The 19180-nt window shown below is 73.9% G+C and carries 14 protein-coding genes and 1 pseudogene; 9 read left to right on the forward strand and 6 right to left on the reverse strand.

From position 1 onward, the window contains the following. The first annotated feature begins 38 nt into the window (after positions 1-38). The 5 genes and pseudogenes from ABTW72_RS24975 (at position 39) to ABTW72_RS24995 (ending at position 4721) form a co-directional block, all read left to right on the forward strand. Positions 39-851, forward strand: coding sequence for a TetR/AcrR family transcriptional regulator (locus ABTW72_RS24975; protein ID WP_350862318.1), 813 nt, complete (start codon positions 39-41; stop codon positions 849-851). A gap of 10 nt (positions 852-861) precedes the next feature. Further along, positions 862-1320, forward strand: a complete 459-nt coding sequence (locus ABTW72_RS24980) for a GNAT family N-acetyltransferase (protein ID WP_350862320.1) — start codon at positions 862-864, stop codon at positions 1318-1320. Between the two features lie 204 nt (positions 1321-1524). Continuing rightward, positions 1525-2202 (forward strand): annotated as a pseudogene (locus ABTW72_RS24985) (Hsp70 family protein); the annotation flags it as partial. 91 nt (positions 2203-2293) lie between these two features. Next, positions 2294-4111, forward strand: a complete 1818-nt coding sequence (locus ABTW72_RS24990) for an Hsp70 family protein (protein ID WP_350862322.1) — start codon at positions 2294-2296, stop codon at positions 4109-4111. Positions 4112-4148: 37 nt separating this feature from the next. After that, complete coding sequence (locus tag ABTW72_RS24995; RefSeq protein ID WP_350862324.1) at positions 4149-4721, forward strand: nucleosidase; 573 nt, start codon at positions 4149-4151, stop codon at positions 4719-4721. Between the two features lie 11 nt (positions 4722-4732). On the opposite strand, the gene ABTW72_RS25000 is transcribed toward ABTW72_RS24995, so the two are convergent. Continuing rightward, positions 4733-5917 (reverse strand): low temperature requirement protein A, encoded by a 1185-nt coding sequence (locus tag ABTW72_RS25000; RefSeq protein ID WP_350862326.1) that lies wholly within the window; start codon positions 5915-5917, stop codon positions 4733-4735. Between the two features lie 110 nt (positions 5918-6027). Beyond that, positions 6028-7209, reverse strand: a complete 1182-nt coding sequence (locus ABTW72_RS25005) for a low temperature requirement protein A (protein WP_350862328.1) — start codon at positions 7207-7209, stop codon at positions 6028-6030. A 173-nt stretch (positions 7210-7382) separates the two neighbouring features. Between ABTW72_RS25005 and ABTW72_RS25010 the strand changes: the two genes are divergently transcribed. The 4 genes from ABTW72_RS25010 (at position 7383) to ABTW72_RS25025 (ending at position 14047) form a co-directional block, all read left to right on the forward strand. Further along, the gene (locus ABTW72_RS25010; RefSeq protein ID WP_350862330.1) at positions 7383-8246 is read left to right on the forward strand and encodes a S1 family peptidase; all 864 of its coding nucleotides are present in this window, start codon (positions 7383-7385) and stop codon (positions 8244-8246) included. Positions 8247-8340: 94 nt separating this feature from the next. Further along, positions 8341-9366, forward strand: coding sequence for a sugar kinase (locus ABTW72_RS25015; RefSeq protein WP_350862332.1), 1026 nt, complete (start codon positions 8341-8343; stop codon positions 9364-9366). A 67-nt stretch (positions 9367-9433) separates the two neighbouring features. Then, entirely contained in the window at positions 9434-10042 is a 609-nt protein-coding gene (locus tag ABTW72_RS25020) for a bifunctional 4-hydroxy-2-oxoglutarate aldolase/2-dehydro-3-deoxy-phosphogluconate aldolase (RefSeq protein ID WP_350862334.1), read from the forward strand. Positions 10043-10336: 294 nt separating this feature from the next. After that, positions 10337-14047, forward strand: a complete 3711-nt coding sequence (locus ABTW72_RS25025) for a S8 family serine peptidase (protein ID WP_350862336.1) — start codon at positions 10337-10339, stop codon at positions 14045-14047. 61 nt (positions 14048-14108) lie between these two features. On the opposite strand, the gene ABTW72_RS25030 is transcribed toward ABTW72_RS25025, so the two are convergent. From ABTW72_RS25030 to ABTW72_RS25045, 4 genes are read right to left on the reverse strand one after another with little or no spacing between them, the layout of a single operon-like run. After that, positions 14109-16172 (reverse strand): penicillin acylase family protein, encoded by a 2064-nt coding sequence (locus tag ABTW72_RS25030; RefSeq protein WP_350862338.1) that lies wholly within the window; start codon positions 16170-16172, stop codon positions 14109-14111. Beyond that, positions 16169-16993 (reverse strand): ABC transporter ATP-binding protein, encoded by an 825-nt coding sequence (locus ABTW72_RS25035; protein WP_350862340.1) that lies wholly within the window; start codon positions 16991-16993, stop codon positions 16169-16171. The genes ABTW72_RS25030 and ABTW72_RS25035 overlap by 4 nt, the downstream gene beginning before the upstream one ends. A 29-nt stretch (positions 16994-17022) precedes the next feature. Beyond that, the gene (locus ABTW72_RS25040) at positions 17023-18051 is read right to left on the reverse strand and encodes a FecCD family ABC transporter permease (RefSeq protein ID WP_350862342.1); all 1029 of its coding nucleotides are present in this window, start codon (positions 18049-18051) and stop codon (positions 17023-17025) included. Beyond that, positions 18048-19160, reverse strand: coding sequence for a FecCD family ABC transporter permease (locus ABTW72_RS25045; RefSeq protein WP_502892243.1), 1113 nt, complete (start codon positions 19158-19160; stop codon positions 18048-18050). The genes ABTW72_RS25040 and ABTW72_RS25045 overlap by 4 nt, the downstream gene beginning before the upstream one ends. Positions 19161-19180: the final 20 nt, after the last annotated feature.

The raw sequence follows: 19180 nt of genomic DNA on the forward strand, positions 1-19180 counted from the left end.
TTCGTCACCCGGAGTGCCGTGACGAAACCGGAGGCGGCGTGCTCAGTGCCCGGTGTGTCGAGTGCGAGGCGGACCTGCCCGTCGCCACCGGCCGGGGACGCCCGCGCCGCTACTGCTCCCGGCGCTGCCAGGCCCGCGCGTACCGCAGGCGTCGCGAGCACGGCCCCACCAGCACCCCGCGTCGGATTCGGGACCTGCCCGCGCCGACCGGCGGCGACCCGCGCCACCGGTTGGTCGCCCTCGCGGTCGAGTTGGCGGACGCCGGCGGCCTGGACGCCGTCTCCCTGCGGGTCCTCGCCCAACGCGCCGGTCTGCCCGCCCACGCCGTGTACCGGCACGTCCGGAACCGGGCCGACCTCCTCGCCGCGATGGCCGAGCAGATCACCGCCGCCCGCCCGCCCGGCACCGCACCACTACCGGGCGACCCGCGCCAACGGCTCGAACGGCTGGCCGGAGACGAGTGGGCGATGTACCGCCGCCATCCCTGGCTGCTGGCCATCCTCGCCACCGATCGGCCACCGACCGGGCCGGCGGTACTCGCCATGGTCGACCGGGTGGTCGCGGCGTTCAGCAGCGCCGGGTACGACCCGGCCGAGGCGTTCCGCGCCTACCTGGCGCTCAGCGGCTACGTCCAGGGGATGGCCCTGCTCATCCGACGTGACTCCGGGGACACCACCTACCACGCCTGGTGGTCGGCGACCCTCACCCGGCTGGAACGAACCGGCCGTACCCGGGACCGACAGTGGCTGGCCGCGGCCGGGCAGACCAGACCCGACACCGACCTGGACACCTGGTTCCAGTTCGGCCTGCGTGGGCTGCTCGACGGCCTGTTGCGCAGCCCCGCTCGGTAGGGTGTTCGGCGTGCCGCGACTGGAGAAGGTCACTCAGGACAATGTGGAGGCCGCGTGCCGGGTGAGCGTGCGGCCCGACCAGGAGAAGTTCTCGTCTCCGGTGGCCTGGTCCCTCGCCGAGGCGTACGCGCAGCCCGAGATCGCGTGGCCGCGTCTGATCGTCGAGGATGACGAGATCGTCGGCTTCCTGATGGGCTTCTTCGACATCGTGTGGGATCCGGCCCAACCGGGCGACAGGCGCTCAGGGCTGTGGCGGCTGAACATCGCCGCCGAGCACCAGGGCCGGGGGTACGGCCGCTTCGCGGTACAGGCTGTCCGCGACGAGGCACACCGACGTGGGCACGACCGCGTCTACACGACGTGGAAGCCGGGGCCGGACGGCCCGGAGCAGTTCTACCTGAAACTCGGGTTCCAGCTGACCGGGGAGACCAGCGAGGACGAGGTGGTGGGCGTCCACTCCACCCACTGACCAGACGCCACCGACCACCCCGGACCGAGTGATCAGCAGTGCGGCGGGGCCTGCGTACGATGCGGGGTCGAGTTCCCCTCGTCGCGGCGGAGGTACCGGGCAATGGCAGGCCAGCACGAGGGTTTCGCTCTCGGCATCGACCTCGGCACGTCCAACACGGTCGCGGTGCTGCGCTGGCCCGACGGGCGGACCCGTCCGCTGCTGATGGACGGTCAACCGCTCAGTCCGTCCGCCGTCTACGCCGACCCGAACGGCACCCTGCACACCGGCTGGGACGCCCGCCGCTTGGCGCAGGCCGACCCGGCCCGGTTCGAGGCGAACCCGAAGCGTCGGGTGGACGAGCCGACAGTGCAGCTCGGCGACCGCGCGTACCCGCCGGCCGACCTGCTCGCCGCGGTGCTGGCGGCGGTCGGTCGGGCGGCGGTGGGCGCTGTGGGTTTCCTGCCGCCGGCCGTGGTCACCTGCCCGGCCGCCTGGGACGCGACGCGGCGGCAGGTCCTCGCCGACGCGCTGCTGCGGGCCGGCTGGCCGCAGGCGGTCGAGCACACCCTCGCCGGGCCGACGCCGCCCGGTACCCGCCTGCTGCGCGAGCCGGTGGCCGCCGCCCGCTACTACACGCAGGTGCTGCACCGTCCGGTGCCGGTCGGTGGGGCGATCGCGGTCTTCGACTTCGGTGGCGGGACACTCGACGTCGCGGTGCTGCGCAACGAGGGCGCGGACCCCTGGGGTGACTCCGGCTTCAGCGTGGTCGCTGACGGTGGCCTGCCCGACCTGGGCGGACTGGACCTCGACGCCGCGCTGGTGCGGCGGGTCGGCGAGTTGGTCGGTGAGCGGCACGCCGCGCAGTGGGCCCGGCTCACCCGACCGGCGGATCCGGCGCAGCGCCGCGACCAGGTCCGGCTCTGGGACGAGGTACGGGGTGCGAAGGAGACCCTGTCCCGGTCCGCGGTCGCCCCCGGTCGCGGTGCCGGGAGTGGCCGAGACGATCCAGCTGACCCGGGCGGACGTCGAGCGGGTGGCCACGCCGCTGCTGCGCCGGGCGGTGCAGCGGGCCCGGGAGGTCATCGCCGCCGCCGGGCTGCGCCCCGATCAGCTCGACGGGCTGTTCCTCGTGGGCGGGTCGTCACGGATCCCGCTGGTGGCCCGCATGCTGCACGCCGAGCTGGGGATCGCGCCGACGGTGCTCGACCAGCCGGAGTTGCCGGTGGCCGAGGGCGCACTGACCGACCTGCCGCTGCGGAAGGCGCTACCCGCCCCGGCGTACGCGGGAGCGCCGCTCGCACCACCCGCGCCGGCTCCGGTGAGCCCGCCCGCCCCGGCGGGAGCGCCCGCGCCGGTCGTACCGTCGCAGCCCTGGCCGGGATCCACCCCGCCGGCGGGCCCGCCTCCCGGGCCGGGGCTGGCCGGCGCCACCCCGACCCCGTCGGGCGGCGCGACCCGCTGGCGGAGGGCGCGCTGGGTGGTGCTCGGCGCGGTGCTGGCCCTGGCCGGGGTGGCCACCGCGGCGACGCTCTACCTGACCCGGGACCGCTACCCGGATCTGGAGTTCGCCGCGCTGCGCGAACTGTCCCGGCTGTCGGCCGGCCCCGAACGGCCGGCCGACATGTGGACAGCGGTGCTCGACGACCGGGCCTACCTGGCGTTTCCGCTGCCCGACGACCGGCTGGAGGTGGTGGCCGTCGACGCGGGCAACGGCCGCGAGCTGTGGCGCGAGCAGACCGACGTGCGGGCCGACGACTGGGAGGCGATCATCGCCGTCCCCGGGGCGGTCGCGGTCCTCGCCGACGCACCGGGCGACAGCCCCCGACCGCTGGCCGTCCTCGACGGTCGTACCGGCGAGCAGCGCTGGCAGCGCGTTCTGCGTGGTGACGACGACGTCTACTTCGCCGACGACACGGCGGTGCTGGTGGACCGGGCCGCCGACGAACTGGTCGGCCTGCGCCTGACCAACGGCTCGGCGAAGTGGAGGCAGCCCAACCCCCGCGGCCAGTACGCCGGTGGCCGTACCGTGGTCCGGCCGGTCGGCACCGACGCGGCGGCGGGCGGGCCGGCCTTCCTCGACGGCACGCCCCGCAACCCGTGGACGAGCAAGGGGCGGCGACTGGTCCAGGTGGGTGCGGACCGGTCGGTACGGCTGCTCGACATGGCCTCCGGCGCGGTGCTGCGCCAGTGGGGGAGCGTCGCCGACCTCGACGACCTGGTGGTCGCCCACGAGGACCGCCTGTACGTGGCCGCCAACGAGGGTGGCTACCAGCTGCTCGCGTACGACCTGGGCTCCGACGCCGAGCCGGTGGTGCTGCACCGTTCCGGCAACGACGAGTACCGCCCGAAGGAGCTGGTGGCCTGCGGTGAGCGGCGGGCCTGCCTGTTGCAGGTGCCGGACAACGACGTCGCGCGCACCGAGGTGGTGGCGGCCACCGAGGGTGAGCGCGTGATCAGATGGTCGGCGCCGGGCGTGACCGGTCTGGTCCCGATGGGTGAGCAGGTGCTCGCCCAGCGGGAGTTGCCGGAGCCGACCGTCACCGTCTTCGACGCCGCCGGCAAGCCGGTGCTGCGGGACCGTGGCGGGGTCGCGGTCCGCCTGGACGCGGGCAACCTGCTGGTCTTCGCCAAGGCGCCCAGCGTGGTCGCGGACAACCGGGTGCTGGCCGGGGTGTGGGCCGACTCCGGTGAGGTCGACGAGTTGGGTGAGCTGAAGGACGTGCGCAGCTCGTCCTGCTCGTGGAACACCCACGTGATCGCCTGTGGCGCGGACAAGGACTTCGTGCTGTACCGCTTCACCGACGACTGACGTCAACGGCCCACCGATCGGCTCGTACGATGCTCCGGTGAATCTTCGAGGTACGGTCCGCGCCGATCGCCCGTTGGTGGTTCTTGCCGTGGGGGAGGAGGCCCGCTACCTGCCGCCCGAGCTGCCCGTCCTGCTCACCGGCATGGGCAAGGTGAACGCCGCCAGCGCGGTGGCCGCGGTGCTGGCCGCCGGGCCGCGCCCCGCCCTGCTGCTCAACCTGGGTACGGCGGGCGCGTTGCGCCCCGGGTTGGCCGGCATCCACGAGGTCGCCACCGTGCTCCAGCACGACCTGGACACCGACCTGCTGCGCACGCTCACCGGCGAGACCTACGGTGCGCCGCTGTCGCTGGCCGCCGAGGGCGCGGTGCTGGCCACCGGTGACACCTTCGTCGCCGACGACGCGCAGCGGGACCGGTTGGCGCAGCGCGCCGACCTGGTCGACATGGAGGGGTACGCGGTGGCCTGGGCCGCGGCGCAGGCCGGCGTGCCGTGCCGGCTGGTCAAGCAGGTCAGCGACGAGGCGGGGGAGGGTGCGGCCCGGACCTGGCAGGAGTCGGTGGACGCGTGCGCCCGGGACCTCGCCGAGTGGGCCGCTCGACACTTCGCCTGAACAAGCAGGAATCAGTCGCCGGGCTGCCGCAGCCGCAGGCCCGGTGTGGTCTCCCGGGCCGCTCCGGGAATCAGGATGTGCGCCGCCAGCGTGAGCGCCACGACCGTGGTGACCAGCAGCGGCGGCCAGCGGCCGGCCCACGGCAGCGTGAGCAGCGGCAGGGGGAGGCAGAGCATTCGCCGCCACGGCACGAGCTTGGACACCAGCAGGGTGAACAGGGCACGGCCGATCACGAACAGCGCGGGGCCGCCCAGGATCAGTAACAGCCACCCCACCGGCGTGGTGCCGGTCGGGCGGGTGACCACCAGGTCGAACGAGGCCGCCGTGGCGACCACCCCGGCCAGCATCACCAGATGGGTGTACGGCGCCACCCGCGCCGGCCGGCCCGACTTCGGCCCGGCCCCAGCCTCCAGCAGCTCGCCGGCGCGGAAGACGTAGACCTGCCAGAGCAGCAGCATGATGGCGAACGCGCAGAGCAGCGCGGCGACCCGGAACCCGGCCAGCGGGCCCCGGCTGACCTGCAGCGTGGGAACCAGGATGATGTCGCCGAGGGCCAGGATGACGAACTGCTGGTACCGCTCGCCCAGGTGGGCGGTGGTCCGCTCGTACTGCTCGAAGGGCACCCGGCCCAGCCACGGCGTGGGGTAGCGGGCCGCGGCGGACAGCAGGTCGATCGTGATGGCGATCGTCCAGAGGGCCCAGTTCACCGTGCCGGACACCGCGCCGGTGATCCAGAAGACGCCGGACACCACGAACCAGAAGAAGAACCGGGTGGCCCGGACCATGGCCGCCCGATGTCGCTGCCGGTACAACGTCGTGACCAGGATGATGCCGCGGATCACGTGCGTGCCGACGTAGGAGATCGCGAAGACCAACGCGTGCCCGTCGGAGACCATCGGCAACGACGCCGCCATCCCCACCGAACCGACCATGGCGACCATCAGGATGGTCTGGATGGGGCGCTGCTGCGGGTCGTAGAACTCGGTGGTGGTGGAGGTGACCGACCAGGTCCACCAGATCGCCGTCAGCATCAGCAGGACCATCGCGGCGCCGGACCAGTTGTGGACTTCCGCGAGCAGGGTCGAGGTCAGCGCGAGCGAGGCCACGAAGACCACGTCGAAGAGCAACTCCAGCAGTGTGGCCCGCGTCGAACCGTCCGGCCGGCGTACCAGTGCCGCGGTGCCTCCGGTGGTCATGCGCGGCCTCCCGCCGTGTCTCCGAGGATTATCGGCGGTAGCGGCGCGGCCCGCCCCTGGATCGGCGATTCCCGCCGGGTGGGGAGGGCAGCGGCCGGAGGTTGCGCCGGTCAGTCGTCGGGTTGCCGCAGCCGCAGGCCCGGTGTGGTCTCCCGGGCCGCTCCGGGAAACAGGATGTGACCGGCCAACCCGAGCGCCACGATCGTGGCCACCAGCACCGGCGGCCAACCGCCGGCCCACGGCAGCACCAGCAGCGGCAAGAGCTGCCAGGCAATTCGCCGCCACGGCACGACCCACGACACCGCCATGGTGAACAGGACGCGGCCGACCACGAACAGCGTCGGGCCGGTGATGATCAGCACGAGCCACGGCACCGGTGTCGTTCCGGTCGGCCTGGTGACGACCAGGTCGACGGTGGCGGCAGTGCCGGCCACGCCGGCCAGCATGACCAGATGGGTGAACGGGGCCAGTCGCGTCGCCCGGCTCCCCTTGGACCCGGCCGCCACCAACAACTCGCCGGCGCGGAAGACGTAGATCTGCCAGAGCAGCAGCATGGTGGCAAAGGCGCAGAGCAGGGAGGCGAGGCGGAGGTGATCGAGATGACCCCGGCTGACCTGCAGCGTCGGCAACAGGATGATGTCGCCGAGGGCCAGGATGATGAACTGCTGGTACCGCTCGCCCAGGTGCTCGGTGGTCCGCCCGTACTGCGCGAGCGGCACCCGGCCCAGCCGGGGTGTGGGGTAGCGGGTCGCCCCGCCGACGAGGTCGATCGTTATGGCGATCGTCCAGAGCCCCCAGTTCGGAGTCTCTGACAGCGCGCCGAGGACCCAGAAGACGCCGGACACCGTGAACCAGAAGAGAAACCGGGTGGCCCGCTCCCTGGCTGTCCGGTGCCCCTGCCGGTGCAGGGCGGTGACCAGGATGATGCAGCGAATCACATGCGTGCCGACGTACGAGATCACGAAGAGCAGCAGGTGCCCGATGCTGACCATCGGCAGCGATGCCGCCATCCCCACCGAGCCGACCATGGCGACCATCAGGATGGCCTGGATCGGGCGTTGCTGCGGATCGTAGAACTCGGTCGTGGTCGTGGTGACCGACCACGTCCACCAGACGGCGGTCAGCATCAGCAGCAGCTTGGCGCCGCCGGACCAGGAGAGATCTTCGGACAGCAGTTTCGATGTCAGTGCGAGGGCGGCCACGAAGACCACGTCGAAGAGCAACTCCAGCAGTGTTGCCCGGGTCGACTGGTCCAACCGGCGTACCAGCGCCGCATTCCCTGTGGTGGTCATGCCTGGCCTCCCGCCGCGATCTCCCGAGGAATTATCGGCGGCCCCGACACAGGCCGCCCCCGGATCGGCGATTCCCACCGGTCGGGGAAGAGGGCGGCCGGAGGTTGCCACGACGTCGGGCACCGGGCGATGCTTTACCGCATCCACCAATCTCGATCTCTTCGGAGGTTCGGATGCGCCGCTCCCCGCTGGTCGCCCTCGTCCTGACCACCCTGCTGCTCGTCGAGCCCGGCGCGGCCCAGGCCGCCGTCCCCGACCGGGCCGCCGCGCCCGCCGCCCACGCGACGGCCACGCTGACCGGGGTACGCACCGCGGGCACCGCCTGGGGTCTCGACCCCGCCACCGGCCGGATGATCCTCACCGTCGACGACACAGTGGCCCCCAGCGAACTGGCCGCGCTGCGGGCGGTGACCGACCGGGCCGGCGTGCTGTTGCGCCGCGAACCCGGAACGCTGCGCCCCCTGATCGCCGGCGGGCAGGGCATCTACGGCGGCGGTGGCGCGCGCTGCTCGCTCGGCGCGAACGCGCGCAGCGGCAGCACCTACTACGTGATCACCGCCGGGCACTGCACCACCGCCGCCACCACCTGGTACGCCGACAGCGCCCTGACCACAGTGCTCGGCACCCGCACCGCCACCAGCTACCCCACCAACGACTACGGGCTGATCCGCTACACCGGCCGGATCGCCCACCCGAGCGCGGTCTACACCTACCCCGGCCTGCTGACCATCAACGGCCCCGGCAACGCGTACATCGGCCAGGCGGTGTGCCGCAGCGGCAGCACCACCGGCGTGCGCTGCGGCACCGTCACCGGTCTCAACCAGACCGTCAACTACGCCACCGGCGTGATCTACGGCCTGATCCGCACCAACATCTGCGCCGAGCCGGGGGACAGCGGCGGACCGCTCTACGTGGCCGCCACCGGCACCATCCTCGGCATCCTCTCCGGCGGCACCGGCAACTGCACCGCCGGCGGCACCACCTACTACCAGCCGATCGCGGAGGTGCTGGCCGCCTACGGGCTGACGGTGCCCTGAGCGTCGAGGTGTGACGCGCGACAGGTTGCCCGTCCCGGGCGGGACACCTAGGCTCGGCGAGGCCCAGCACCCCCGCCGCGAGGACGTGTGCCCGATGCCGACCGCCCCCCGACCTGACCAGGCGAGTGTCCCGGCCGGCCTTCCGTCGATCGAGGTGGCCGCGGTGGGGGAGACGATGGTGGTGCTCTGCCCCGCCCCGGGTGAGCCGCTGGAGCGCGCCGAGCGGGTCGCCGTCTCGGTCGGTGGGGCCGAGTCCAACGTGGCCGGTTACCTGGCCCGCCTGGGACACCTGACGACCTGGGTGAGTCGGGTCGGCGACGACCCCTTCGGTCGGGCCGTCGTCCGGCACGTCGCCGCCGCCGGCGTCCGCGTCGACCAGGTGTGCGTGGACCCGGCCGCCCCCACCGGCCTGTACGTCAAGGACCCGGGCCCGCAGGGGACGACCGTGCACTACTACCGGGCCGGGTCGGCGGCCGCCCGGATGGACCCCGCCACGCTGGCCGACCCGGCGCTGGCCGGTGCCCGGGTGCTGCACCTGTCCGGGATCACCCCGGCGCTCTCCGCGTCCTGCCGGGCGCTGGTCGAGCACGCGGTGACCGACCGGCCGCTGGCGCAGGCGTTGGTCAGCTTCGACGTCAACCACCGGGCCCGGCTGTGGTCCGCCGAGCAGGCCGCGCCGGTGCTGCGCGACCTCGCCAACCGCTGCGACCTCGTCTTCGTCGGGCAGGACGAGGCGGAAACCCTCTGGGGCACCACCGACCCGATCGCCGTACGCGAGTTGTTGCCCGATCCGGAGACGGTGGTGGTCAAGGACGGCGCGGTGGGCGCCACCGCACTGGTCCGCGACGCCGAACCGGTCTTCGTGCCCGCGCCCCGGGTCACGGTGGTGGAGCCGGTCGGCGCGGGAGACGCCTTCGCCGCCGGCTACCTGGCCGGGCTGTTACGCGGCCTCGACCCGGTGCGGCGGTTGCGCCTCGGTCACCTCCTCGCGGCGCAGGCGTTGACCAGCAGCGGCGACAACGCCCCGGTCCCGCCGTGGGCCTGGTTCGAGAAACTCATCGACGCCCCCGACGACGCCTGGTCGCCGCTCGACCTGACCGTCCCGGGGGCGACGACCTGAGTCGGGCCGGCGGCTTGCGACCCGACCAGCAGCAACAGTCCCACCGCGACCTCGGATGGAGTGCACCATGACCACACCGGACTTCGACCACATCTTCGGCGGTGCCCGGGTGATGGCGATCCTGCGCGGCCTGCCGGTCGCCGAGACCGTTCGGCTCGCCGAGCGCGCCTGGGATCTCGGCATCGACGTGGTGGAGGTTCCGGTGGCCACCGCTGACGCGGTGCCGGCGCTGCGGGCCGCCGTCGAGGCGGGGGCCGAGCGCGACCGGATCGTCGGCGCCGGCACCGTGCTCGACGTCGACCAGGTCGCCGCCGCGGCCGACGCGGGCGCCCGGTTCACCGTCGCGCCCGGCCTGGACCTCGCGGTCGCCGACGCCGCCGCCGCGCATGGGCTGCCGCACCTGCCCGGTGTGGCCACCCCGACCGAGGCCCAGCAGGCACTGCGGCACGGCCTCACCTGGCTCAAGGCGTTCCCCGCGATCTCCCTCGGCCCGGCCTGGTTCAAGGCCGTCGCCGGCCCGCTGCCGCAGTTGCGCTTCGTCGCCACCGGCGGCCTCGACGCCAGCAACGCCGGCGCGTTCCTGCAAGCGGGCGTACGCGTGGTGGCCGTCGGCTCCGCCCTCTCCGACCCCACCCAACTGGACGCCCTCGCCACCCTGACCCGCCCCACCCCCTAGCCCTCCCTCCCTCCCCCGAGGCTCTCGCCGATCTTGCACTTGTGGTTGTCGATGCGTCCTGATTCGCGGCTTTGGTCGCGACAGAAAGTGCAAGATCGCCGGGATCGGGGCGGGACGCGAGGTCGGGGTGAGCGTGGGGGCGGGGAGGGCGGGGAGAGCGGGGGGAGCGGGGGGAGCGGGGGAGGGTGGCGGGGTTGCGCCATGGCGTAAGTGCGTCGGGGTGCGGTGCGCGGTTGGGATGGGCTCGGCGTCGATGCTGTGGTGCGTACCACTTCTCGACACAAAGAGGTCATCGTGGCTCTGTCTCACCGGCGCCGCCGATCCGGGCTGATCGCCCTCGGCGTCGCCCTCACCCTGGCGGCCGGGTTCACCCCACCCGGCGCGGGAGCGGCTGCCGCCCCGCCGAACAACCCCGACCGCCCCGCGGGTCAACCCCCGGCCGCCGCCGGACGCGCGTCCACCGTCACCCTGATCACCGGTGACACGGTCACCGTCACCACCGCGGCGGACGGCAGCACGGTGTCGACAGTGCGCCGGCCGGACGGTAGCACCCCCAGCTTCCACCGCACCGTGCGCGACGGCGACACCTACGTCTACCCGGACGCGGCGCTGTCCTATGTGACAAGTGGTGTGCTGGACCGGCAGCTGTTCAACGTCACCGACCTCATCGCCGACGGCTACGACGACGCGCACACCGACGCGCTTCCGTTGATCGTCACGATGACCGACGCGGCGGCCCGCAACCGCACCCGCCCCGCCGTCGACGGCGCCGAACTGGTCCGACCGTTGGACAGCGTGCAGGGCGCGGCGCTGACCCGCCAGCGCGCCACCGCCGCCCGGTTCTGGACCGCGCTGACCGCCGGTTCGACCCGGCGTACGGGTGACGCCCCGACCCTGGCCAACGGCATCGCCAAGGTGTGGTTGGACGGTCGGGTGCACGCGGACCTGGCCGAGTCCACCGCGCAGATCGGCGCGCCGAAGCTGTGGGCCGAGGGCAACACCGCCACCGGTGTCGACGTCGCGGTGCTCGACTCGGGTGCGGACGCCGAACACCCGGATCTCGTCGGCCAGATCGCCGAGTCCAGCAGCTTCGTGCCCGAGGAGCCCGACATCCTTGACTACAAGGGCCACGGCACGCACGTGGCCTCGACGATCGCCGGCACCGGTGCCGCGTCCGGTGGCGCGGAGCGGGGCGTCGCCCCGGGTGCCCGCCTGCACATCGGCAAGGTGCTCAACAGCGAGGGCAGCGGACAGGACTCGTGGATCATCGCCGGCATGGAGTGGGCGGCCCGGGAGCAGAAGGCCCGGGTGGTGAGCATGAGCCTGGGCGGTGAGGCCACCGACGGCAGCGACCCGATGAGCCAGGCGGTCGACCGGCTGAGCGCCGAGACCGGCGCCCTCTTCGTGATCGCCGCGGGCAACAGCGGCCCGGCCACCATCGGCAGCCCGGGTGCCGCCAACTCCGCGCTGACCGTGGGCGCGGTCGACGCCGCCGACCACCTCGCCGACTTCTCCAGCCAGGGGCCACGCGCCGGCGACGGCGGGCTCAAGCCCGAGATCACCGCCCCCGGCGTGGACATCCTGGCGGCCCGCTCGCACCTCGTGCGAGGCTCCGGCGACTACACGCTGATGAGCGGCACGTCGATGGCCACCCCGCACGTCGCCGGCACGGCCGCGCTGGTCGCCGCCGCGCACCCGGACTGGACCGGTCAGCGGATCAAGGAAGCGCTGGTCAGCACGGTCAAGGCCACCCCCGAGTACACCCCGTACCAGGCGGGTGCCGGCCGGGTCGACGCGGTCGCCGCCGCGCACGCCACCGTCTTCGCCACCCCGAGCGCCTACTCCGGCTTCCAGGCGTGGCCCCAGCAGCCGGGCGCGACCGTCGACCGTACGGTCACCTACACCAACCTCGGCAGCACGTCGGTCGACCTGAAGCTGGCCCTCGACGCGGCCACCGCGCCGGCCGGACTGTTCGCGCTCTCCGCCGACCGGGTCACCGTGCCGGCGGGCGGCACCGCCACCGTGACGGTGACCGCCGCGTACGACAAGCTGCCGGTGGAAAAGCAGGTCAGCGGCATGATCGTCGCCACCGACGACACCGGTGCGGTGCGCGGGCGCACCCTGATCGGCGCGGGCAAGGAGGGCCAGCGGCAGAACCTGACGCTGGTCGCCAAGGACCGCGACGGCAAGCCGCTCGTCGGCAAGGTCATCCTCACCGCCGACACCCTCTTCACCGCCGTGGACCTGCCCGAGAGCGGCACCGCCACGCTGCGGCTGCCGGTGGGAAGCTGGAACGGCTGGATTTCCGCGGACGTGCGCGGCGCGCACGGGCCGCACTCCAAGGGCATGGCGATGCTCAGCTTCACCGACGTGAACCTGGACCGCGACCGCACCGTCACCCTGGACGCGCGCGCCGCCCGACAGGTGCAGGCCCGGGTGCCGCAGGAGGCCACCGCCAGCGCGCTGCGGATGGACATCCACCGGTCCACGAAAAACGGTCTCACCGAGAGCCAGGTGCTGCCCGACGACTCGTACGACAGCATGTGGGCATTGCCGACGAGCCGTCCGGTGACCGACGGCGAGTTCGAGTTCGGTGCCCGGTGGCGGCTGGAGCAGCCGGCCCTGACCGTTTCGGCGGGCGGTCGCTCGTACGACGATCTGTTGGTCAAGCGGGCGACCCCGCCGCTGCCGGCCGGTCGTCGCCAGCTGGAAGCGGTCTACGTCGCCGACGCGTCGGCGACGGGGCTGGCCAAGCGTCCGGTCCGGGACCGGGCCGTGGTGGTGCGCCGCAGTGACGGTGTGGACATCGCCACCCAGGCGCAGGCCGCCGCCGCGGCCGGAGCGAAGCTGCTGCTCGTGGTGAACGACGGTGTCGGTCGCCTCCAGCCGTGGGACGAGGCGCCGTGGAGCCCGGAGAGCCCGGCCCCGGTGACCGTGGCAACCCTCGGCGCCGACGAGGGTGGGCAGCTCATCGCCGCCCTGGAGCGCGGCGCGGTGCGGCTCACCGTCGAGTCGCACCCGGAGACCACCTACCTGTACGACGTGGCGCACCACTGGACCGGCACGGTGCCGGCCGACCCCACCTACCGGCCCACGAAGCGGGAGTTGGCCCGGGTCGACGTGGAGTTCCGCAACTACCGGCAGGGCAAGGCGCTGGAGTTCCGCACCGACGTGTGGCGCGGCTGGGCGTCGAGCAACCAGGAGCCGGCCCCGGCGCAGGGCCGACGCACCGACTGGGTGAGCGCCGACCAGCGGTGGATCGACGACGCGTTCATCGCCGGCGAGACCGGTCAGCACCTGATGGCGGTAACCACGTACCCGGCCGGCAAGCCCAGCGCCGTCACCTGGTTCGGGCCGATCCAGCGACCCCGGATGGGCGGCAGCTACGTGCCGGTCCGGTACCTGGACACCGTCTACCTGCCCGCGCCCGGCTGGGGCGACGGGGGCGGCCACATCGGTGAGGCGTACGCGAACTACGACATGGTCAACCGGACCACCCTCTACCAGGGCGACAAGGAGCTGGACTGGGGTAACGCCGAGTACCTCCAGGTCTCCGGGCTGGCGTCTCAGCGACTGCCGTACCGGCTGGTGGTGGAGAACGACCGGGCCGCGTGGACCAACCCGTACTCCCGGCAGACCCGCACCGAGTGGGGCTTCCACTCGGCGGTCACGGGGGAGGAGTCGGCCGAGGTGCTGCCGATGATCCAGCTGGACTACCAGGTGGCCATCGACTCCGCCGGCAGGGCGTCGCGGCGGGCACCGCTGACCGTTGTCGCCTCCCACCTGCCCGGCGTCACCGGCACGATCGGCGCGGTGACCGTCGAGGTGTCCTACGACGACGGGGCGACCTGGCAGAAGCAGCGGCTGACCCGGCACGGCGACGGCTGGCGTACCTCGCTGGCCGCACCGGCGAAGGCCGGCTTCGTGAGCCTGCGCACCACGGCGCGCGACACCGCCGGCAACACCGTGAGCCAGAGCATCAGCCGGGCGTTCGGCCTGCGCTGACAGCACTGCGGCCGGCCGCCGCTCGGGGTGCGCGAAACACCCCGAGCGGCGGCCGGTGCCGTCAGTGGAGTTCCTCGGCGAGCTGGTCCCAGTCCGTGACGACCGGCAGCAGGTCCCCGGCCAGCCAGGAGGCGCTCTGGTCGTCGTGGTGCGGGTCGCCGGGCACCCCGCAGGCGCCCAGGGGGACCACCCAGCGGCTGTCCGAGCGGCGGGCCAGGTCCCAGACGAAGCGCGCCGCCGGCCCCCGGAAGCACCAGTGGGTGACCCCGGGGACGCTGGAGGTGGCCAACACGCAGTCGTGGTCACCGTCGAGCCGGGGGCCCGGCCCGGTGTCCGGGCCGGGCAGGGCCCGCCACGGCGCCAGCCGGTGCAGGTCCCCCCAGGGCACCTGCCCGGCCGCCGCGTCGGCGACCTCCTCGGCCGCCGCGCGTACCAGCGCGCTGATGTCCACACCGGGCAGCGGGGTCGTGCCGAGCAGGTGCTCCAGCGCGTGACCGACGCGCGGCGTCAGCGCCAGCCAGGGCGCGAACACCTCGGGGTACGCGGGCAGCTCGGCCAGCGCGGCCAGCGCCGGGTGGGCGGCGATCCGGCGTACGACAGCCGCCCGCAGGAGGGCGTAGGCCGCCGCGTCCGTGCTGTCGGCGGCCATCCGGCGGTCCCAGCGCAGCAGACGTTCACGCAGCGCGGCGGCGGCCGGACCGAGCCCCGTCGACTCGGCGAGGACCGCCAGCAACGGCCCGGCCGCGCCCAGGTACGTGTCGGTGTGCACCGAGGCCATCTCGTCGGCCGTCCAGGTCGGGCGGGCGTCGAGCAGCTCGGCGATGCGATGCGCCCGGTGCGCTGCGGCGAACTCCACCCCCAGTGGCGCCGCCAGCCCGCGCTCGTTGGCCATCACCGACCGACCGACCACCTCGGCGCGGGGCATCGGCGCGTGCCAGCCCTGCCAGGCGTACGCGGCGTCCCATCCGGGCACCACCCGCCGGCCGTTCTCCGGGTGCCGCACCGGCACCGCCCCGGCGACCCGGTGCAACAGCCCTCCGGCGGTGTCCGCCGCCTGCACCACGTTGACCGGCTCCACCCAGTGCCGCAGCGCGTGGTCCACGTCGGCCACGGTGCGGGCGCGCAGCAGCTCCGGCAGCGTCGCGAAACCGAGGTCGCCCCGGACCCGGGGCGGGTAGCGCAGGCTGACGGCACTCTCGTCGTCCGGCCCACCGGCGATCACCGGACCACGATCGGTCTCCACCACCTCGACCTCGACCGGGTCGGCCCCGGCCACCTCGATCGTCTCGACGTGGCGGTGCGCCGGTCGCCAGCCGTCCGGGCCGAGCGCCTGCACCCGGGGGCCGTCGCGGCGCAGCCGCTCCGCGTACACGTCCTGGTAGTCGGCCATCGCGTTGGTGATCGCCCAGGCCACCTCGCCGGTGTGCCCGAAGTGCGCGATGCCCGGCACACCCGGCACCGCCAACCCGACCACGTCGTACTCCGGGCAGGCCAACCGGATCTGCTGGTAGACGCCGGGATCCTCGATGAACCGGTGCGGATCGCCGGCGAGCAGCGCGGCCCCGGTGCCGGTGCGCTCGGCGGCGAGTAGCCACCCGTTGCTGCCGGCCACTGCGGGCCCGTCGGTGGCGAACAGGTCGACCGCGTCCGGCCCGAGACGCTGCGCCACGTGCTCGCGCCAGAGCTTGCCGGGGAACCCGGCGAACAGGATGTGGTGGCCCAGCCAGACCGCGAGCGGTGTCCACGGCTCCCACCGACCCGGGCGCAGCCCGGCGGCGGCGAACTCCGGTGACCGGGCCGCCCCGGCGGCGAGAGCGGCGTTGACGCCGTCCACGTAGGCGCCCACCCACTCGGCGGTCGCCGGGTCCAGTGCCGCGTGGCACCGGCGTGCGGTGTCGTCGAGCCGGACCTGCCGGACGAACCGGTCCCAGCCGAGCGCGTCGGGGCCGAGGAACGCCGCGCTGGTGCCTCGGGCGCGGTGCCGTTCCACCTCGATCTGCCAGGCCCGGTCGTACGCGGTCACGCGGCCCTGCGCCGCCGCCAGCGCGAGCGGGTCGTCGGCCCGCAGGTGCGGCACCCCCCACGGGTCGCGGAAACGCCGCTCGCCGCTCGTTCGCTCGCTCACGCCGGCTCCGGGGCCAGTGTGGTGACGCGGCGTCGGGCCGCGGGCACGACCAGCGGGGTGCCCGTCTCCGGGTCGTCGATCACCCGGCAGGGCAGCCCGAACACCTCCGCCACCAGCTCGGCGGTGACCACCGACGCCGGCTCCCCGGCGGCCACCACGCGCCCGTCGCGCATGGCGATCAGGTGGGTGGCGTAGCGGGCCGCGTGGTTCAGGTCGTGCAGCACCGCGACAAGGGTGCGGCCCTGCTCCTCGTGCAACCGGGCGCAGAGGTCCAGGATCTCGATCTGGTGGGCGATGTCCAGGTACGTGGTCGGCTCGTCGAGCAGCAGCAGGGGCGTCTGCTGGGCCAGCGCCATGGCGATCCAGACCCGCTGCCGCTGCCCGCCGGACAACTCGTCCACCGCCCGGTCGGCGAGGTCGTCGACCCCGGTCGCGGCCATCGACTCCTCGACCACCCGCTCGTCCTCGCGGGACCACTGCCGCAGCAACCCCTGATGGGGGTAGCGACCCCGGGCGACCAGCTCGGCGACGCTGATGCCGTCCGGTGCGATCGACGACTGCGGCAGCAGGCCGAGCGTACGGGCCACCTTGCGGGCGGGCACGTCGTGAATGTCCCGTCCGTCCAGCAGCACCGCGCCGGCGCTGGGGCGCAGCATCCGGGACAGGGCGCGCAACAGCGTCGACTTGCCGCACGCGTTCGGGCCGATGATCACGGTGAAGGACCTGTCGGGCACCGCCACGGTCAGGTTCTCGGCAATGGTGCGATGGTCGTAGGCGAGGGTCAGCGCGGTGCCGCCGAGTCGGGAATCGCCGGGTCGCATGGGTGCTCCTTCGAGGGCGTCACGGGTGTTCACAGCCGGCCCGCCCGACGTTCCATCGCCAGCAGCCAGACCAGGTAGCCGCCGCCGATCACGCCGGTCACCACGCCGACCGGGAGTTGATGCCCGGCGAACGCGCGCTGCGCCACCAGGTCGGCCCCGACCAGCAGCGCCGCGCCGACGGCCATCGACGGCAGCAGGTTCGGACCCGGGGCCCGGGTCAGTCGTTTCGCCACGTGCGGGGCGACGAGGGCCACGAAGGACACCGGCCCGGCGGCGGCCGCCGCGAACGAGACCAGCAGCACGGCGGCAGCGAGCAGCACCAGGCGCAGCCGGCGTACCGGCACGCCCAGGGCGCTGGCCGCGTCGTCGCCCAACTCCATCATCCGCAGCGCCGGGGCGCAGCCGACGAGCACCAGCGGCGCCAACACGACCAGGACGGCGAGCAGCGGCCCGGCGTTGGCCCAGCCCCGCCCGTCCAGGCTGCCGGTGAGCCAGAGGACCGCGCGGGCGGCTTCCATCAGGGGCGCCCGGGTCAGCAGGTAGCCGTTGACGCCGGTCAGGATCGCGGCCACCCCGATGCCGACCAGGATGAGCCGGTAGCCGTGCACTCCGCGCCGCCAGGCGAGCGCGTAGATCACCAGACCGGTGCCGAGGCCTCCGACGACCGCCGCGCCGGCCAACGCCAGGCTGCTGCCACCGAGGACGACCACCACCAGCGCCCCGGTGGACGCGCCCTGGGTGAAGCCCAGGATGTCCGGGCTGCCCAACGGGTTGCGGACCAGCGACTGGAACACCGTGCCGGCGAGAGCCAGGGCCGAACCGACCAACAGGGCGGTGACCAGCCGGGGCAGGCGCAGCTCGAGCACGATGAACTGCTCCGCCACGGTGCCACCGCCGGTCAGCGTGCGGAGCACGTCCGCCGGCCCCATCGGGTAGTCACCACTGCCCAGGGCCACCAGACCGAACCCGGCGGCGAGCACCGCCGCGCCGGCCCCGACGCCCAACGCGCGGGGCCGGAACCGCAGCGACAACCCCCATGACGTACGCAGAACTGTCACGGCTGCGCCACCGGTCGGCGGGTGACAAGCCACAGGAAGAGCGGGCCGCCGAGCACGGCGGTCACCATGCCGACCTGGAGTTCTCCAGGGCGGCCCAGCACCCGGCCGAGCACGTCGGCGCCGAGCAGCAGCGCGGGTGCGAGCACCGCGCAGTACGGCAGCAGCCAGCGCAGGTCCGGGCCGGTCAGGGCGCGGACCAGGTGCGGCACCAGCAGCCCGATGAAGACGATCGGGCCGCACGCGGCGGTCGCCGCGCCGCAGAGCAGGGTGACGGCGACGATCACGGCGGCGCGGATCAGCGCGGGTCGCGCGCCGAGGGCTCGCGCCGCGTCGTCGCCGAGCGCCAGCGCGTTCAGCGGACGAGCGGCGCCGAGCGCGACCAGTAGCCCGACGAGGATGAACGGCAGGACCCGGGTGACCGTCGCGGAGTCCGCGCTGGCCAGTGAGCCGACCGTCCAGAACCGCAGTCGCTCCAGCGACGCGGTGTCCAGCAGCATCACCGCGCTCACGTAGGAGTAGAGGGTGGCGTTGAGTGCCGCCCCGGCCAGCGCGAGTCGGGCCGGGGTGGCGCCGCGTCCGCCGCCGACGGCGTAGACGAGCGCGGTCACCGCCGCCGCGCCGAGCAGCGCGAACCAGACGTACCCGCCGACGGCGGTGACGCCCAGGAACGCGGCGGCGGTGGCGACGGCCGCGGACGCGCCGGCGTTGATGCCGAGCAGACCGGGATCGGCGAGTGGGTTGCGGGTGAGGGCCTGCATGACCGCCCCCGCGACACCGAGGGCGGTGCCGGCGAGCAGCCCGAGCAGGGTGCGGGGCAGGCGCATTCGGTGCACCACGGCGTACTCGGTGGCGTCGCGGTGCAGCAACCCGGACCAGACGTCGGCGAGCGGCATGGCCTTCGCGCCGACCGCGATGCTGAGCACCACGATCACCACGAGCAGTGCCACGGCGGTGACCAGGCCGGCGGCGCGGGCCGCCCGACGGCCACGCCGGCGCGAGGGTGCGGCCGTTTGCCTGGCCGGCACGGGCGGTGCCGGTCGGGTGACGGTGGGTGTGGCGTCCAGTGTGGGCTCCGGGGTGGTGGCGACACGGCGAACCGCTGTTGACAATGACCGAGGTTAGGCTAACC

It is taken from the genome of Micromonospora sp. NPDC127501 (assembly GCF_040302185.1).
Classification (GTDB): Bacteria; Actinomycetota; Actinomycetes; order Mycobacteriales; family Micromonosporaceae; genus Micromonospora.